Below are 12921 nucleotides of genomic sequence, written 5' to 3'. Positions count from 1 at the left end.
TGACGTCCATCCCGAACCTCAAAAGGGGGTCCCTATTGCACGCCGATAGGGGGTCCCTTTTAGACGCCGATTGACAGAGCGGGAGCTTCGTCCCCCGAAATTCCGCTAAGCCAGATCGCGACCTATGTTCGCGAGCATTTTGAAACCTGATGGGGAACCGCATTTATGGTCACCGGCCATAGATGCGGTTGCATGCTGCATGTGGCCTTCATGGCATGGGTAGTTCGCCTCAGAGCAGACTTCGCGACCCGCCCCTTTGAGTCAAAAACGGCGGCTTGGTCGCGAAGAGCGGCTGGATGCCCTTGTCAACCACCACGACGCAAATTCTGCGCCACTTAAGCTGGTTCTGAGCCAGCGTTAGGTGGTCTCGACAACATGGCGACCCCGGGAGGACTCCAACCTCCGACCTCGGCTTTAGGAAAGCCTTGCTCTATGCGGCTGAGCTACGGGGCCACGCGGGATGACCTAGCGGTTCGTCGGGCGGGGGGAAAGATGGGGCGGGGGTCGATGTGCGATTTCGGTCCTGGACCGGGACCTTGCCGCAACGATCTGGTTGTGGTTAATAGATCTTAAGATACAATATCTTGCGGTGAACAAATCGCGAATCGAGGCCTGTGTCCGATTCGGTCCTGATTCGTTTCGCCCCTGTTCCGGATTCGGGAAGGGCGGCGTTAACCGGGGTGCACGGCCTGTTCGGCCACGGCGCGCAGACCCGCCAGCATCTGATCGACGGCCTCGCCGCCCTGGCAGTCGTTCGCCAGGATCAGGCTCAGGGCGCGGGCGTGGACCTGAACCTCGGGCCAGGACCAGGCGTCGGCGGCGGCCATCCGGTGGGCGGCGTCGCACAGGCTGTAGGCCGCCGCATAGAAGGGCGGGATCTCCATAAAGCCGGACATGTCGACCAGGGCTGACGCCAGGGCGTAGACCTCGCCGTCGGCGCCGGCCGGGCGGTCGGCGCACAGGCGGTTCAGGGCGTCGACCTTGTCCTGAAGCACAAGCAAGGTCCGGCCGCGCTGTTCCCCCAGCCCCTCTTCGGCGCGCGCGACGGCGTCCGCAATGGGCACGCCGCCTGGGCGCGCCATCTGGCGCTGAAGCGACGTCTGGACGTTTCGGAGACGGGGCGGGGTCGCATCTGCGGTCACAGGGCCACCTTCATCGGCTTCAACAGCATGTCGATATCGTCCTGATCCATATTGGCCTCGACGGCCTCGCCCAGTTCACCCGACAGGTCGGTCTGGCGGCGGCCTTCCTCTCCGGGCGGGGGGCCATAGTTGCGCACGCGGCGATCGGGTCCAACGTAGTTTTCGACTTCGACGAACTGGCGCGTTTCGCCGCCCAGCCAGATGATCCGCTTCAGCAGGACCGCCGGAGTCAGGGGTTTGGCGACGATGAAGCTGGCGCCGCAGTCGCGCCCCTTGGCGACCAGGGCGCGGGCGGCGTGGCCCAGGATCATGATGACGGGCGTGAAACGGATCGGCTCGGACGCCTCTCGCCTGAGCCAGCGGACGAAATCATAGCCGTCCATCTCGGGCATGGCGCAGTCGATCAGGATCAGGTCGACGGACCGGCGCTGGACCAACTCGACCGCATCCTTGGCCGAGGGACACTTCAGCTGTTCGCGAACTCCGAACCCCTGAACGATCGAACTCAGAAGATCGAGCGAGGTCGGCTGATCATCGACGAGCAGAACCGTCGAATGCGCCAGATTGATCTTGTCCGGCGTCTTGGGCACGGCGTCAGAACAGCATGAGGTCGCCCGAATCGGCAGCCTCGGTCGTCTTGACGCCGGCGGCGGGGCGCAGGCGCACCGCCATGTCGGCCAGGGAGATCCGGCTCACGGATTCCGCCGGTGTCGCGCCGTCGCCCAGCATTCTCAGCACGCCGGACAGGGCTTCCAGCCTCTGGGTCAGGGCGTCCAGGGCCTGGGCCTCGGTCAGGGCCTCCGCCCGATCCTCCGCCGGCGCGCGCCGCACCAGACGGCTGACCAGGGCCTCGACGTGATCGATCCCCTCGCGCACACGCATCAGCTCGTCGGCGACGGCGACCAGGAGGTGGGCGTGTTCGGGAGGGGCGTGCATCAGAAGAGCTCCAGGGCGCCCGTATCGACGGGGGGCCGAACGACGGGGACGGGCTTGGGCGCGACGGTGTCGGTCACGGCGCGCTGCATGGCCTTGCCGGTCACCGGCCAGTAGTGCAGGCGGCGTCCGCCGTCCCCGCGCAGGCTGCCGCCCACCACGGGAATGCCTTCGTCACGCAGGAATTTCTCGGCGAAATCGGCGTTCGAGCGGCCGACGTCGCGCAGACTGTCGAACATGCGGCCGCCGCCGAACAGCTTGGCCTCCAGCCGCTCGCGGCGTCCGCCGGCCTTCAGCAAGTCGTTGATCAGAAGCTCCATCGCATAGGCGCCGTAGCGACGCCCCGCGTCGGTTCCCGCGCCGGATCCCTCGGGCAGCAGGAAGTGGTTCATCCCGCCGATCCCGGCGACCGGATCGCGCAGGCACATGGCCACGCAGGAGCCCAGAATGGTGCTGAGGACCACGTCCGGGTCGGACGTGATATGATGCTCGCCCTGGCCGACGTGCAGTCGTTTTTCCTTGTTGTCCTTGAGGGCCGAGAAACTCATGTCAGCGGACCGAAGACGGCTTCCAGCTTGCCCTTCAGTTGGGCCACCGTGAAGGGTTTGACCAGATAGTTGTTGACGCCGAACTGCACCGCCCGCTGCACCAGTTCGCGGTCGGCGCGGCCGGTCAGCATGATGAAGGCGGTCTTGGACGTCGGCGGGTGGGCGCGCACGGCGCGCAGCAGGCCCAGTCCGTCCAGGTTCGGCATGTTGTAGTCGGAGATGATCAGGTGCGCGGGCTTGGAAATGATGTCGCGCAGGGCGATTTCACCGTCGGCGGCTTCGCGGATCTCGCGCACGCCCAGTTGTTGCAGGCTGGTGCGAACCAGCGAGCGCATCGTCATCTGATCATCGACGACCAGGCAGTGGAGAGAGGCGGCGGCGGGCATGATGGCGCTCCCGGGGGTCAGGCGATCGACCGTGCGCCCGAGTCGGCGCACAGTTCTAGAATAGCGGGGGACAGGCGGTGGAGCGGCAGCTGCCGTTCCACGGCGCCCAGTTCGAAGGCGGCTTTCGGCATGCCGTAGACGACCGAGGTCGATTCGTCCTGGCCCAGGGTGCGGCCGCCGGCGTCGCGAATGGCCTTCAGGCCCTTGGCGCCGTCCTTGCCCATGCCGGTCAGGATCACGCCGGTCATCGGCCGCTTCAGCCGGACCAGGGACTCGAACATGACGTCGACCGACGGACGGTGGCCGTTGACCGGGTCGCTCTGCACCAGATGGCAGCGGGGGGTCATGCCGGGCGTCAGCTCCAGATGAGCCGCGCCGCCGGGCGCCAGATAGATGTGGCCGGCCTTAAGTTGCGCGCCTTCATAGGCTTCGGTCACGGTCGGGGCGCAGACGCGGTCCAGACGGGCGGCGAAGCTGGCGGTGAAGGTCGCCGGCATGTGCTGGGTGATGATGGTCGCCGGGCAGTTGGCCGGGAAGCCGCTCAGAACGGTCAGAAGGGCTTCGACCCCGCCGGTCGACGAGCCGATGGCCAGGATATGGCTGGCGGCCGGGCGATAGGCGCTGGGCGCCGCCGCCGAGGCGGGCATGTCGGCGCGGGCGCGGACGCGCGAACGCGCCGCCGTCTTCACCTTCTCGATCAGGTCGTGGAAGGCGTCGACGCTGGCCACGGCCGGTTTGGCCACCGCGTCCACCGCGCCGATTTCCAGCGCCGCCAGGGTCACGTCCGTGCCCGCCGCGGTCAGGGTCGAGACCATGACCACCGGCATGGGCCGCAGCCGCATGATCTTCTCGAGGAACTCCAGCCCGTTCATGTTGGGCATCTCGACATCCAGGGTCAGGACGTCGGGATTGAGCTCCTTGATGGCGGCGCGGGCCTCGATCGGATCGGCGGCCGTGCCGACGACCTCGATTTCGGGATCCGACTTCAGGGCGGCCGAGATCAGGCCGCGCATCGTCAGGCTGTCGTCCACCACGAGGACTTTGATTTTGGCGCTCATCATGCGGCTCCCAGGCGGTAGGTGGTCAGGCCCGCGGTCTGCAGCAGGCTGGCGGCCGGCCCCGCCACGCGTTCGGAATGGCCGATATAGAGGGTGGCGCCGGGGTTCATCAGGGGGACGAAGCGGCTCCACACCCGCTCCTGGGTGGGATCGTCGAAATAGATCACCACGTTGCGACAGAAGATGACGTCGAACTTGCCCTTCATCGGCCAGTCGCCGATCAGGTTCAGTTCCTTGAAGGACACCAGGCGTTTCAGCTGCGGCCCGGCGGTCCAGGCGCCACGATCGGCGCGGTTGAAATACTTGCGCCACAGGGTGACCGGCGCCGGTTCCAGCGCCTCTTCGGAATAGGTCCCGTCGTGGCCCTGAGCGACCATGTTGGGGTCGATGTCGGTGGCCAGGATGCGCACGTCCAGGTCCGCCGCCTCGGGCAGGACCGACAGCACCGTCAGGGCCATCGAATAGGGCTCCTGCCCGTTCGAACAGGCCGCCGACCACAGCCGCACCCGGCCGCCGGCGCGGGCGCGCTCGACCAGTTTCGGCAGGACCCGGTCGCGCAGGTCGTCGAAATGGTGGGGCTCGCGATAGAAGCGGGTGACATTGGTCGTCAGGGCGGCCGTCATCTTCTGCCGCTCGTCGACCCCGTCCACGCCCTCGACCAGGGCGCAGTAGTCGCGGAAACTCGACAAACCCAGGGTCCGCAGCCGTTTGGCCAGGCGCGAATAGACCAGAGCCGCCTTGCCCTCGTTCAGGGCGATGCCCGCGTGGGCATGAAGCATTTCGGCGATCTGACGGAAATCCTCGGCGGTGAAGACGAATTCGCCCTCGACGATGGATCCCCGTCCTGGGGCGGGATTCATGCGGCTTCAGCCTCGATATGGGGCAGGATGTGGTCCAGTTCGATCAGGCTGATCATGCGCCCGTCGATCGAGAATATCCCCTTGACGAAGGTCTTGACCTGGTCGCTGGCGACGTCGGGCGCCGGCTGGACCGAGGCCTCGTTCATCTCCAGGATGTCCGACACGGCGTCCACCAGAAGCCCCACCATCCGGCCGCCGATATGGGCGACCATGATGACGTGACGGGCCGTCGGCTCGGACGTCTCCAGACCGAAGCGCGCGCCCAGGTCGATGATCGGCAGGACGGTGCCGCGCAGGTTGATGACGCCCTTCATATAGCCGGGCGAGCGCGGCAGCGGCGTCGCCGGGGTCCAGCCGCGGATTTCACGCACCGACATGATGTCGACGCAGAATTCCTGGCGGCCGATGCGGAAGGCGATGAGTTCGCGTTGGGAGTCGTTGGCTTCGGTCATGGCTCAGCTCGCAAGCTTGAAATCGGGGCGGGAAGATCGGCGGCGCATGTCTGTGACCAGGACGTCCACGTCGAGGATCAGGGCCACGCGACCGTCGCCCAGGATGGTGGCGGCGGCGATGCCCTCCACCTGCTGGTAGTTGGTCTCGAGGCTCTTGATCACGACCTGGCGCTGGCCCTGGATGGCGTCGAACAGCAGGGCCGCCTGTTGGCCGCCCTCGGTCTCGACGACCACGGCGACGCCTTCGGACGGAACCACCGGGGTGTCGCGGAAGCCCATGGTCATCGCCACATCGATCAGGGGCAGGAAGCGGTCGCGGAAGCGGATCACCGGATCGACCCCGCCGACATAATGCAGGTCGCCTTCTTGCGGCGTCAGGCTTTCGACGATGGCCGGCAGCGGGGCGATCAGAATCTGGTCGGCGGCGGACACGACCATGCCGTCCAGCACCGCCAGGGTCAGCGGCAGGCTGAGGGTGAAGGTCGACCCCTTGCCCGGAACCGAACTGATCGAGATGCGGCCGCCCAGGGCCTGGATCGAGCGCTTGACCACGTCCATGCCCACGCCGCGGCCCGAGATGTCGGACACCACGGCGGCGGTCGAGAAACCGGGCAGGAAGATCAGATTGTCGATCTGCTCGTCGGTCAGGGCGGCGTCAGGCGCGACCAGCCCCTTGTCGATGGCGATCTTCTTGACCCGCTCGCGATTGATGCCGCGTCCGTCGTCGGAGATTTCGATGACGATGCGGCCGGACCGGTGCAGGGCGGCCAGGCGAACCGTGCCCTCGGCCGTCTTGCCGGCGGCGATACGCTCGTCGGGCGTCTCCAGGCCGTGGTCGATGGCGTTGCGCAGCATGTGGGTGATGGGCTCGGCCAGGCGTTCGACCACGGTCTTGTCGACCTCGGTGTCCTCACCGGCGGTGACCAGACGAACCTGTTTGGAGACCATGTCGGCGACTTCGCGGACCAGGCGCGGCATGCGCTGGAACACCGACTTCACCGGCTGGGCGCGAATGGCCATGACGCTGTCCTGGATCTCGCGCGTCAGAAGCTCGAGGTCTTCCAGGCCCAGGGCGATGCCGGACGAGCGGGCCAGGCCGCTTTCCAGCACGCGTTGCGACAGCATGGCCTGCTGGATGACCAGTTCGCCGACCACATTGATCAGGCGATCGACCCGGTCCAGATCGACGCGGATGGTGACAGGGGCCGGCGCGACGGGCGCCGCGACCTGGGCGGGCGGAATCGGCGCGGCCGGCGCCGGGGCGGCGGCGACCGGAGCCGGAGCGGCCGGAGCGGGAACCGGGGCCGGGGCGACGGCTTCGGGAGCCGGGGCCGGGGCGACCGCTTCGGGGGCTGGGGCGGGGGCGACAGCCTCGGGGGTCGGTTGTTCGGCGGCGGGCGCGTCGCCTGCGGCCTTGGCCAGCAGGGCCGCGATATCCAGTTCGTCGCTGGCGGGCAGCACCGCCGGCGGCTCTTCCTCGAAGACGAGGACCGGTTCCGATCCGCCGCCCAGGGGCGAGATCGTCAGGTCGCAGTCGGCCTCGACGAAGTCGAACACCTCGCGCACGACCTTCTCTTCGATCGCCGCGGTCAGATCGATGGTCCAGGTCAGATAGCCGTCCTCGGCGACCAGCACGTCCAGCGTCGGCAGCGCGCTGTCGTCCACCGACACCGTGATCGGTCCCAGGCGGCCCAGTTCGCGCAGCAACAGGCCGGCTTCGTTGGCGCTGCCGTACATGCGGCCATGGGGCTTGAACAGGATGCGCCAGCCCGTCTGGGCCTCGGCTGCGACGGCTTCAGGCTCGCCGAGGGACGGCAGGGGTTCGTCCAGCGGGACGTCGAAGGCCATCGGCACGAAGCCGAAGTCGTCTTCGTCCTCCTCGACCACCGGCGGCGCCTCGCCGCCGTGGGTCAGCAGTTCCAGTTCGTGAACCAGACCGGCCGAACGCTCTTCATCGACCGGCGGGGCCAGGCCTTGCGCGGCCTGGATATGATCGGCCAGCACGTCGGAGGCGCGCAGCAGGGTCTTGATCGTCACCGTGTCGCACGGCTTGCGACCGGCGCGCAGCTCGTCCATCAGCGTTTCGAAGACGTGGGCGAAACGGACCAGAGCCTCCAGACCAAACGCCCCCGCCCCACCCTTCACCGAGTGAACGGCGCGGAAGACGGCGTTGATGGTTTCAAGGTCGGTCTGACCCTGTTCCAGCAGCATCAGCTTCGATTCCAGTTCCGCGAGCAGTTCGTCGCATTCCTGGAAGAAGGTGGCTTTGATGGCTTCGAAGGCGTCCATGGCTTGCGGCCGATCGATCTGTGAGGGTTAGGCCGCGACGCGGCGGACGGCGTCGACCAGCTTGACGGGATCGAACGGCTTGACGATCCAGCCGGTGGCGCCGGCGGCGCGGGCGCGGGCCTTCTTCTCGGCGTCGCTCTCGGTCGTCAGCACCAGGCATGGGGTGGTCCGGTGGTTCGGATCGGCGCGCATGCCTTCGATGAAGCCGAAGCCGTCCATGCGGGGCATGTTGATGTCGGTGATGACCACGTCCGCGCCTTGCGCGGCCAGGGTCTCCAGACCATCAATGCCGTCGACGGCCTGGATCACGGTGTAACCCGCGTCCTCCAGGGCCATCAGCAGCATGTCGCGCATGGTGCGGGAATCATCGACGGTCAGGACTGTCTTTTTCACGCGAGAGCTCCTTCAAGGGGATCTTGGGCAAGGGGGTCGGGGACATTGGTTTCGGACGCGCCGAAGGCGGTCCACTGTTCGGAAAAACCTTGGGATTGAGGCGTGATCGTCAGATCGACGCCGTCGGCGGCCCAGGTCTTGCGGGCCGACAACAACACCTGCAGGCAGAGACCGCCCAGACGCTCGACGTTCGAGGCGTCCAGCGTGACCGGCTGACCCCGTCGCGCCAGCAGCTCCGCCTTCAAAGGCTCGGCCGCATTCATATCCAGCACCGTCGCCAGCACGATGGCGTCCGTCATGAGAAGTTCCCTTCGTCTGCCCCAAGACCATGCATGGCACAGCTTTGGTAAATAGCCTTTGAAGACGGAATCATCAGAACTCCTCCCAACCTTCCGGATCGGCCTCGACCTTGGGCGCGGCGCCGCCGCGGCCGACGGTCTTCAGGGCCTGGATCATGCGATTGACGGGCTTGGGCGCAGCCTGATGCGCGGGGGCGAGGCGAGCGGGCGCCGGGCTGCGGCGGAGGCCGCCGGCTTGACCCTCTGAACCCTGGCCGACCTTGAACTGGGCCACGGACGCCTGCAGCGCCTCGGCCTCCTGCGACAGCGAATGGCTGGCGGCGGTCGACTGCTCGACCATCGCAGCATTTTGCTGGGTGACCTGGTCCATCTGGTTCACGGCCGTATTGACCTCGGCCAGGCCGACGGCCTGTTCCTGGGCCGAGGCCGCGATGTCCGACACCAGGCCGTCGATCTCGGCGACCCGGTCCACGATCCGCTGCAGGGCCTCGCCGGTCTGACCGACCAGTTTGACGCCCGAGCCGACCTGGTGGGTCGAGGTCGAGATCAGGGTCTTGATTTCTTTCGCCGCCTCGGCCGACCGCTGGGCCAGGGCCCGGACTTCGGACGCCACCACCGCAAAGCCGCGACCGGCCTCGCCCGCCCGCGCCGCTTCCACGCCGGCGTTCAGGGCCAGCAGATTGGTCTGGAAGGCGATCTCGTCGATGACGCCGATGATCTGGTTGATCTGGGATGACGAACCCTCGATCGCCTGCATGGCCGAGACCGCGTCGCGGACGATGACGCCGGAGGTTTCCGCGTCGCCCTTGGCCGCCTGAACCACGTCCGAGGCCTGGCGCGCGCCCGAGGCGGTCTTGTTCACCGTGGCGGTGATCTCGTCCAGGGCGGCGGCCGTTTCCTCCAGGCTGGCGGCCTGCTGTTCGGTGCGGCGCGACAGGTCGTCGGCGGCCTGCGAAATCTCGCCGGCGCCCGAGCGGATGCCCGCCACATTGCCCAAGATCACGCCCATGGCCTGCTGCAACTGGGCGATGGCGGTGTTGAAGTCGGTCTTCAGCTGTTCGGCGCGCGGGGCGACCTCGGCGGTGAACCGGTGGGTCAGATCACCGTTCGACATGGCGGCCAGGCCGTCGGCCAGGGCCGTCATGGCGACACGATCCTCTTCGGCGATGCGCGCCTTCTCGGCTTCATTGGCCAGACGCTCGGTCTCGCTCATCGAGCGGGTCGAGGCGGCCTCGGCCTCGATGCGTATCTTTTCGACGGCGGCGTCGCGGAAGGCGACGATCGCCTGGCCCATCTTGCCGAACTCGTCCTTGCGGTCGGCGCCGACGATCTGGATCGAGGTGTCGCCCGCCATCAACTTCTGCATATAGCCGATCATGCTCAGGGTCGGCCGCACGATGGCGCGTGTCACGCCGAAACCGACGGCCAGGGACAGCAGCAGAACGGAGACCAGACCGATCATCACCGCCAGCATGGCGTGTTTGGTCGCCCTCTCCTGCGCGTCGCGCGTGACCACCAGCGCCGCGTCGTTTGCGGCCTTCAGTTCATCGACCGCCTCTTCCGCGGGCGCGATATAGGTGTCCGCGACGCCTTCGCGCCCGACCATGTTCTCGGCTTCCTCCAGGCGGCCTTCGCGAACCAGGACCTGTCCGACCTGAACGACGTTCTTGTACCATTCGGCGTTGGCCTTGATCGCTCGGTCTATCGGAGCCGTGCGATCCGCAGACAGTCCAGCGCGCTCTTCTTCCAGGGCGGCGATGAATTTGGCGCGGTGGGCGTCAAGTCGCTCAATGTAGTAGGGATCTTGCGACAGCAGGTAGCCCCGATAGGCGTTCTCCTGCCTGGCGAGGTAGAATTCCGCCTGGCCCGTGGCCTGCGTCATGGCGTTTTCAGTGCTGCGGGCCTCGCCCGCGCTCTGGAGGGCCAAAAGATTCGTCACGACCACGGCGCCCATGACGGCGATGGCGACCAGCACCAGCGCAAACGCGCTGAACAGCTTGCGCCCAACCGGCATGTTTTCAGTAAACTTCACGCGTACTCTCCTCGGTATCGCAAAAATCAGATCGAATCCGCAGAGACGGCGAACCCGTCCGAGTGGAGTCTCCCAAGGTCGCATCCCGATCCGCCTGCAGCCGCCGCGACCGCCGGACATCCGCCGACCTGCGCTTGGCGCGGATCGGTCGAACGCCTGGACGTCGACGGGCTTTGGAGAAGGATTTCGGGGAACATCAACGACCTCGGAGCATCTGCATTCTGCCCGGGAACCATGAGATGATGATTAATATGATTTCTGAACCGCACCCTAGGTAGGAATGCGTAAGCGTGGCGGCCCACTCCGCGCCGACGGGAATTTTCGCCCATCAGGCGAACCTGATCGCAAAAATTAATTATGCGTGCTTTTCCCTAACTTCAGGAATGATATAGAGATTGGGTCAAAAAAGCGGCAGGGACGTGACGACAATGGTTTCGCAGATGCGAAATATCGCATGATGCAAGCACGACCGGCGGCTTCTACTAGACCTGCTCTGCCCCGGCTTATGGTTCGATTTGCCCGGACGTATTGGGGCGGCTTTTTGCTTGCCGCCGGGTGCGTATTGGTTGGATCGGCTTTCCGCCTGACTATCCAGACTGTCGGCCACGTCCACTATCTGCCCATGCTGGCGGCGGTGATGGCGACCGCCCTGGTGGCCCAGCGCCCGGCGACCTTCACGGCGATCGTCCTGTCCGTCATCACCGACATGCTGATCCTGCCTCGACAGGGGATTGCGAACGCCGTCGTCCACGCCGCCCTGTTCGTCGCCGTGGCCCTTGTGATGGCGGAGGTCTGTCACCGTCTGGCCAGCCGCAGCGCCCTGTTGGACAGCATACTGGCCTCCGTTCCGGTCGTGACCTTGAACGGCGAGGGCCGCATTCTGCGAATCACCCCGGCCGCCGCCGATCTGCTCGGCGTCACGCCTGAAGAGGCCCTCTCCCGCCCCTTCAGCACCTTCGCCACCGATTTTGACACGACCGCGCTCGCCGCCGTGATCGAGGGCGCCCCGCTGTCCCTTCCGGCGACCGGATCCTGGTTGGCGCGGCGTCCGGACGGAGAGATCGTCCCCATGACGATCCACGCCAGCCTTCTTTCCTCGAGCGTGGATCCCGAGCGGATGGTGCTGTCCCTCGGCGACCAGCGGCAAACCACGGCCGCCAATGAGCGCATGCGCGACCTGATGAACCAGCTCAGCAAGAGCTGGCGGCTGAACTCCATGGGCGAAATGGCGGCGACCCTGGCGCACGAACTGAACCAGCCCCTGACGGCCGCCACGGTCTATCTGCATGCAGGCCAGACCGACATCGCCCGGGCGGGGCCGCTGGGCGACAGCGCCGGCCGCGCCCTGGATCTGGCCAAAACCCAGCTCATTCGGGCCGGCGACATCATTCGCCGCATGCGCGAATTCGTCTCGACCGGCGCCCGCGAACTGACGGACCAGCGCGTCTCCTCGATGATCGAAGACCTGCGCCCCCTCTTCGACCTGATCCGCATGGACACAGGGGTGTTGATCCGCGTCGATGTGCGCGACGTCGGCGATCATGTGCTGGCGGATCGCATCCAGTTCCAGCAAGCGATCAACAATCTGGTCCGCAACGCCGTCGACGCCGTCGCCGGGCGCGAACTCGGCCTGGTGCGCATCACCGGCCGCAGTCTTGGAAACCAAGGTTACGAGATCGTCGTAGAAGATGACGGTCCTGGAATTCCGGAGGACCAGATGGACCGGATCTTCCAGCCGATGACCACGACCAAGGCGAGCGGAATGGGCCTGGGCCTGTCCGTCACCCGCTCGATCATCGAGAGCCATGACTCCGTCCTGACCGTCGGCCGCAGTCCGCTGGGCGGCGCGGCCTTCTCCTTCTGTCTTTCTCCCGTCTTGGAGCTCGAAGCCGCATGACTCAACACTCCGTCTTCGTGATCGACGACGATCAGGCCTTGCGGGATTCGCTGTTGATGCTCCTGCGGGGCGAGGGCATTCGCGCCCGCGGCTTCCCCAGCGCCACCGCCTTCCTGGACGCCCTGCCCGAAGAAAGGACGGCCTGCGTCATCACCGATCTGCGCATGCCGCAGATGGAAGGCGCCGAGTTGATCCGTCATCTGTCTCGATTGCGCGGCGAGACCTGGCCCGTGATCGTCATCACCGGTCACGCCGAGGTGCCTCTGGCGGTTCAGCTGATGAAGGCGGGCGTCGTCGACTTCATCGAAAAACCCTTCGACCCGAACCGTATTCTCGAGGCCGTGCGCGGCTGTTTGTCGGCCCTGGAGCGCCAGGAGGTCGAGAGCGAGGCGCGCGAGGAGGCGACGTCCCGCCTGGCCAGTCTGACGCCGCGCGAACGTCAGGTGTTCGAGGCCCTGATCGACGGCAAGTCGAACAAGGAAATCGCCATCAGCCTCAGCATCAGCCCCCGAACGGTCGAGATCTTCCGCGCCAAGGTGATGCAGAAGATGCAGGTCACCAGCCTGTCCATGCTGGTGCGGATGCGGCTGCGCTGCGCCGAAGTCTGAAAAGGCCCTTGAGCCGCACGGCGA

At 66.4% G+C, this 12921-nt stretch carries 14 protein-coding genes and 1 tRNA gene; 2 read left to right on the top strand and 13 right to left on the bottom strand.

Features of this window, described 5'->3' with window-relative positions; genetic code table 11:
- Positions 1-376: 376 nt before the first annotated feature.
- The 13 genes from AC07NC_RS15625 to AC07NC_RS15565 form a co-directional block, all read right to left on the bottom strand.
- Positions 377-453: transfer RNA gene (locus AC07NC_RS15625), tRNA-Arg, on the bottom strand.
- A gap of 218 nt (positions 454-671) precedes the next feature.
- Positions 672-1142, bottom strand: coding sequence for a hypothetical protein (locus tag AC07NC_RS15620; RefSeq protein WP_008262327.1), 471 nt, complete (start codon positions 1140-1142; stop codon positions 672-674).
- Entirely contained in the window at positions 1139-1732 is a 594-nt protein-coding gene (locus AC07NC_RS15615) for a response regulator (protein ID WP_292150761.1), read from the bottom strand. The genes AC07NC_RS15620 and AC07NC_RS15615 overlap by 4 nt, the downstream gene beginning before the upstream one ends.
- A 4-nt stretch (positions 1733-1736) precedes the next feature.
- Positions 1737-2078 carry a DUF8776 family protein gene (locus tag AC07NC_RS15610; RefSeq protein ID WP_008258631.1) on the bottom strand — a complete coding sequence of 114 codons (342 nt, stop codon included), beginning with the start codon at positions 2076-2078 and terminating at the stop codon, positions 1737-1739.
- Positions 2078-2623, bottom strand: coding sequence for a chemotaxis protein CheD (locus AC07NC_RS15605; RefSeq protein WP_008263088.1), 546 nt, complete (start codon positions 2621-2623; stop codon positions 2078-2080). The genes AC07NC_RS15610 and AC07NC_RS15605 overlap by 1 nt, the downstream gene beginning before the upstream one ends.
- On the bottom strand, positions 2620-3009 hold the full coding sequence (locus AC07NC_RS15600) for a response regulator (RefSeq protein ID WP_008262387.1): 390 nt from the start codon (positions 3007-3009) through the stop codon (positions 2620-2622). Before AC07NC_RS15600 ends, AC07NC_RS15605 begins: the two co-directional genes overlap by 4 nt.
- Before the next feature lie 17 nt (positions 3010-3026).
- A complete protein-coding gene (locus tag AC07NC_RS15595; protein ID WP_035310620.1) occupies positions 3027-4067 on the bottom strand; it encodes a protein-glutamate methylesterase/protein-glutamine glutaminase in 1041 nt (346 codons plus the stop codon).
- Positions 4067-4927, bottom strand: coding sequence for a CheR family methyltransferase (locus tag AC07NC_RS15590; protein ID WP_008261553.1), 861 nt, complete (start codon positions 4925-4927; stop codon positions 4067-4069). Before AC07NC_RS15590 ends, AC07NC_RS15595 begins: the two co-directional genes overlap by 1 nt.
- Positions 4924-5379: a chemotaxis protein CheW gene (locus tag AC07NC_RS15585; protein WP_494570066.1), complete on the bottom strand. Its 456-nt coding sequence runs from the start codon at positions 5377-5379 to the stop codon at positions 4924-4926. Before AC07NC_RS15585 ends, AC07NC_RS15590 begins: the two co-directional genes overlap by 4 nt.
- A gap of 3 nt (positions 5380-5382) precedes the next feature.
- The gene (locus tag AC07NC_RS15580) at positions 5383-7668 is read right to left on the bottom strand and encodes a chemotaxis protein CheA (RefSeq protein WP_494570065.1); all 2286 of its coding nucleotides are present in this window, start codon (positions 7666-7668) and stop codon (positions 5383-5385) included.
- Between the two features lie 27 nt (positions 7669-7695).
- Positions 7696-8061, bottom strand: coding sequence for a response regulator (locus tag AC07NC_RS15575; protein ID WP_008263015.1), 366 nt, complete (start codon positions 8059-8061; stop codon positions 7696-7698).
- Positions 8058-8360, bottom strand: a complete 303-nt coding sequence (locus AC07NC_RS15570; protein ID WP_008261250.1) for an STAS domain-containing protein — start codon at positions 8358-8360, stop codon at positions 8058-8060. Before AC07NC_RS15570 ends, AC07NC_RS15575 begins: the two co-directional genes overlap by 4 nt.
- Before the next feature lie 73 nt (positions 8361-8433).
- Positions 8434-10374 (bottom strand): methyl-accepting chemotaxis protein, encoded by a 1941-nt coding sequence (locus tag AC07NC_RS15565; RefSeq protein ID WP_494570067.1) that lies wholly within the window; start codon positions 10372-10374, stop codon positions 8434-8436.
- 580 nt (positions 10375-10954) lie between these two features.
- Between AC07NC_RS15565 and AC07NC_RS15560 the strand changes: the two genes are divergently transcribed.
- Entirely contained in the window at positions 10955-12289 is a 1335-nt protein-coding gene (locus AC07NC_RS15560; RefSeq protein WP_494570064.1) for a two-component system sensor histidine kinase NtrB, read from the top strand.
- On the top strand, positions 12286-12897 hold the full coding sequence (fixJ, locus tag AC07NC_RS15555; protein ID WP_494570063.1) for a response regulator FixJ: 612 nt from the start codon (positions 12286-12288) through the stop codon (positions 12895-12897). The genes AC07NC_RS15560 and fixJ overlap by 4 nt, the downstream gene beginning before the upstream one ends.
- Positions 12898-12921: the final 24 nt, after the last annotated feature.

This window comes from Brevundimonas sp. GW821-FHT10A07 (assembly GCF_059415785.1).
This window is presented reverse-complemented; position numbering and strand designations above follow the sequence as displayed.

Coding starts and splice junctions, on each gene's coding strand:
- AC07NC_RS15610 (WP_008258631.1), bottom strand. CDS start 2,078: ATGCACGCCCCTCCCGAACACGCCCACCTCCTGGTCGCCGTCGCCGAC.
- AC07NC_RS15605 (WP_008263088.1), bottom strand. CDS start 2,623: ATGAGTTTCTCGGCCCTCAAGGACAACAAGGAAAAACGACTGCACGTC.
- AC07NC_RS15600 (WP_008262387.1), bottom strand. CDS start 3,009: ATGCCCGCCGCCGCCTCTCTCCACTGCCTGGTCGTCGATGATCAGATG.
- AC07NC_RS15595 (WP_035310620.1), bottom strand. CDS start 4,067: ATGAGCGCCAAAATCAAAGTCCTCGTGGTGGACGACAGCCTGACGATG.
- AC07NC_RS15590 (WP_008261553.1), bottom strand. CDS start 4,927: ATGAATCCCGCCCCAGGACGGGGATCCATCGTCGAGGGCGAATTCGTC.
- AC07NC_RS15585 (WP_494570066.1), bottom strand. CDS start 5,379: ATGACCGAAGCCAACGACTCCCAACGCGAACTCATCGCCTTCCGCATC.
- AC07NC_RS15580 (WP_494570065.1), bottom strand. CDS start 7,668: ATGGACGCCTTCGAAGCCATCAAAGCCACCTTCTTCCAGGAATGCGAC.
- AC07NC_RS15570 (WP_008261250.1), bottom strand. CDS start 8,360: ATGACGGACGCCATCGTGCTGGCGACGGTGCTGGATATGAATGCGGCC.
- AC07NC_RS15565 (WP_494570067.1), bottom strand. CDS start 10,374: ATGCCGGTTGGGCGCAAGCTGTTCAGCGCGTTTGCGCTGGTGCTGGTC.
- fixJ (WP_494570063.1), top strand. CDS start 12,286: ATGACTCAACACTCCGTCTTCGTGATCGACGACGATCAGGCCTTGCGG.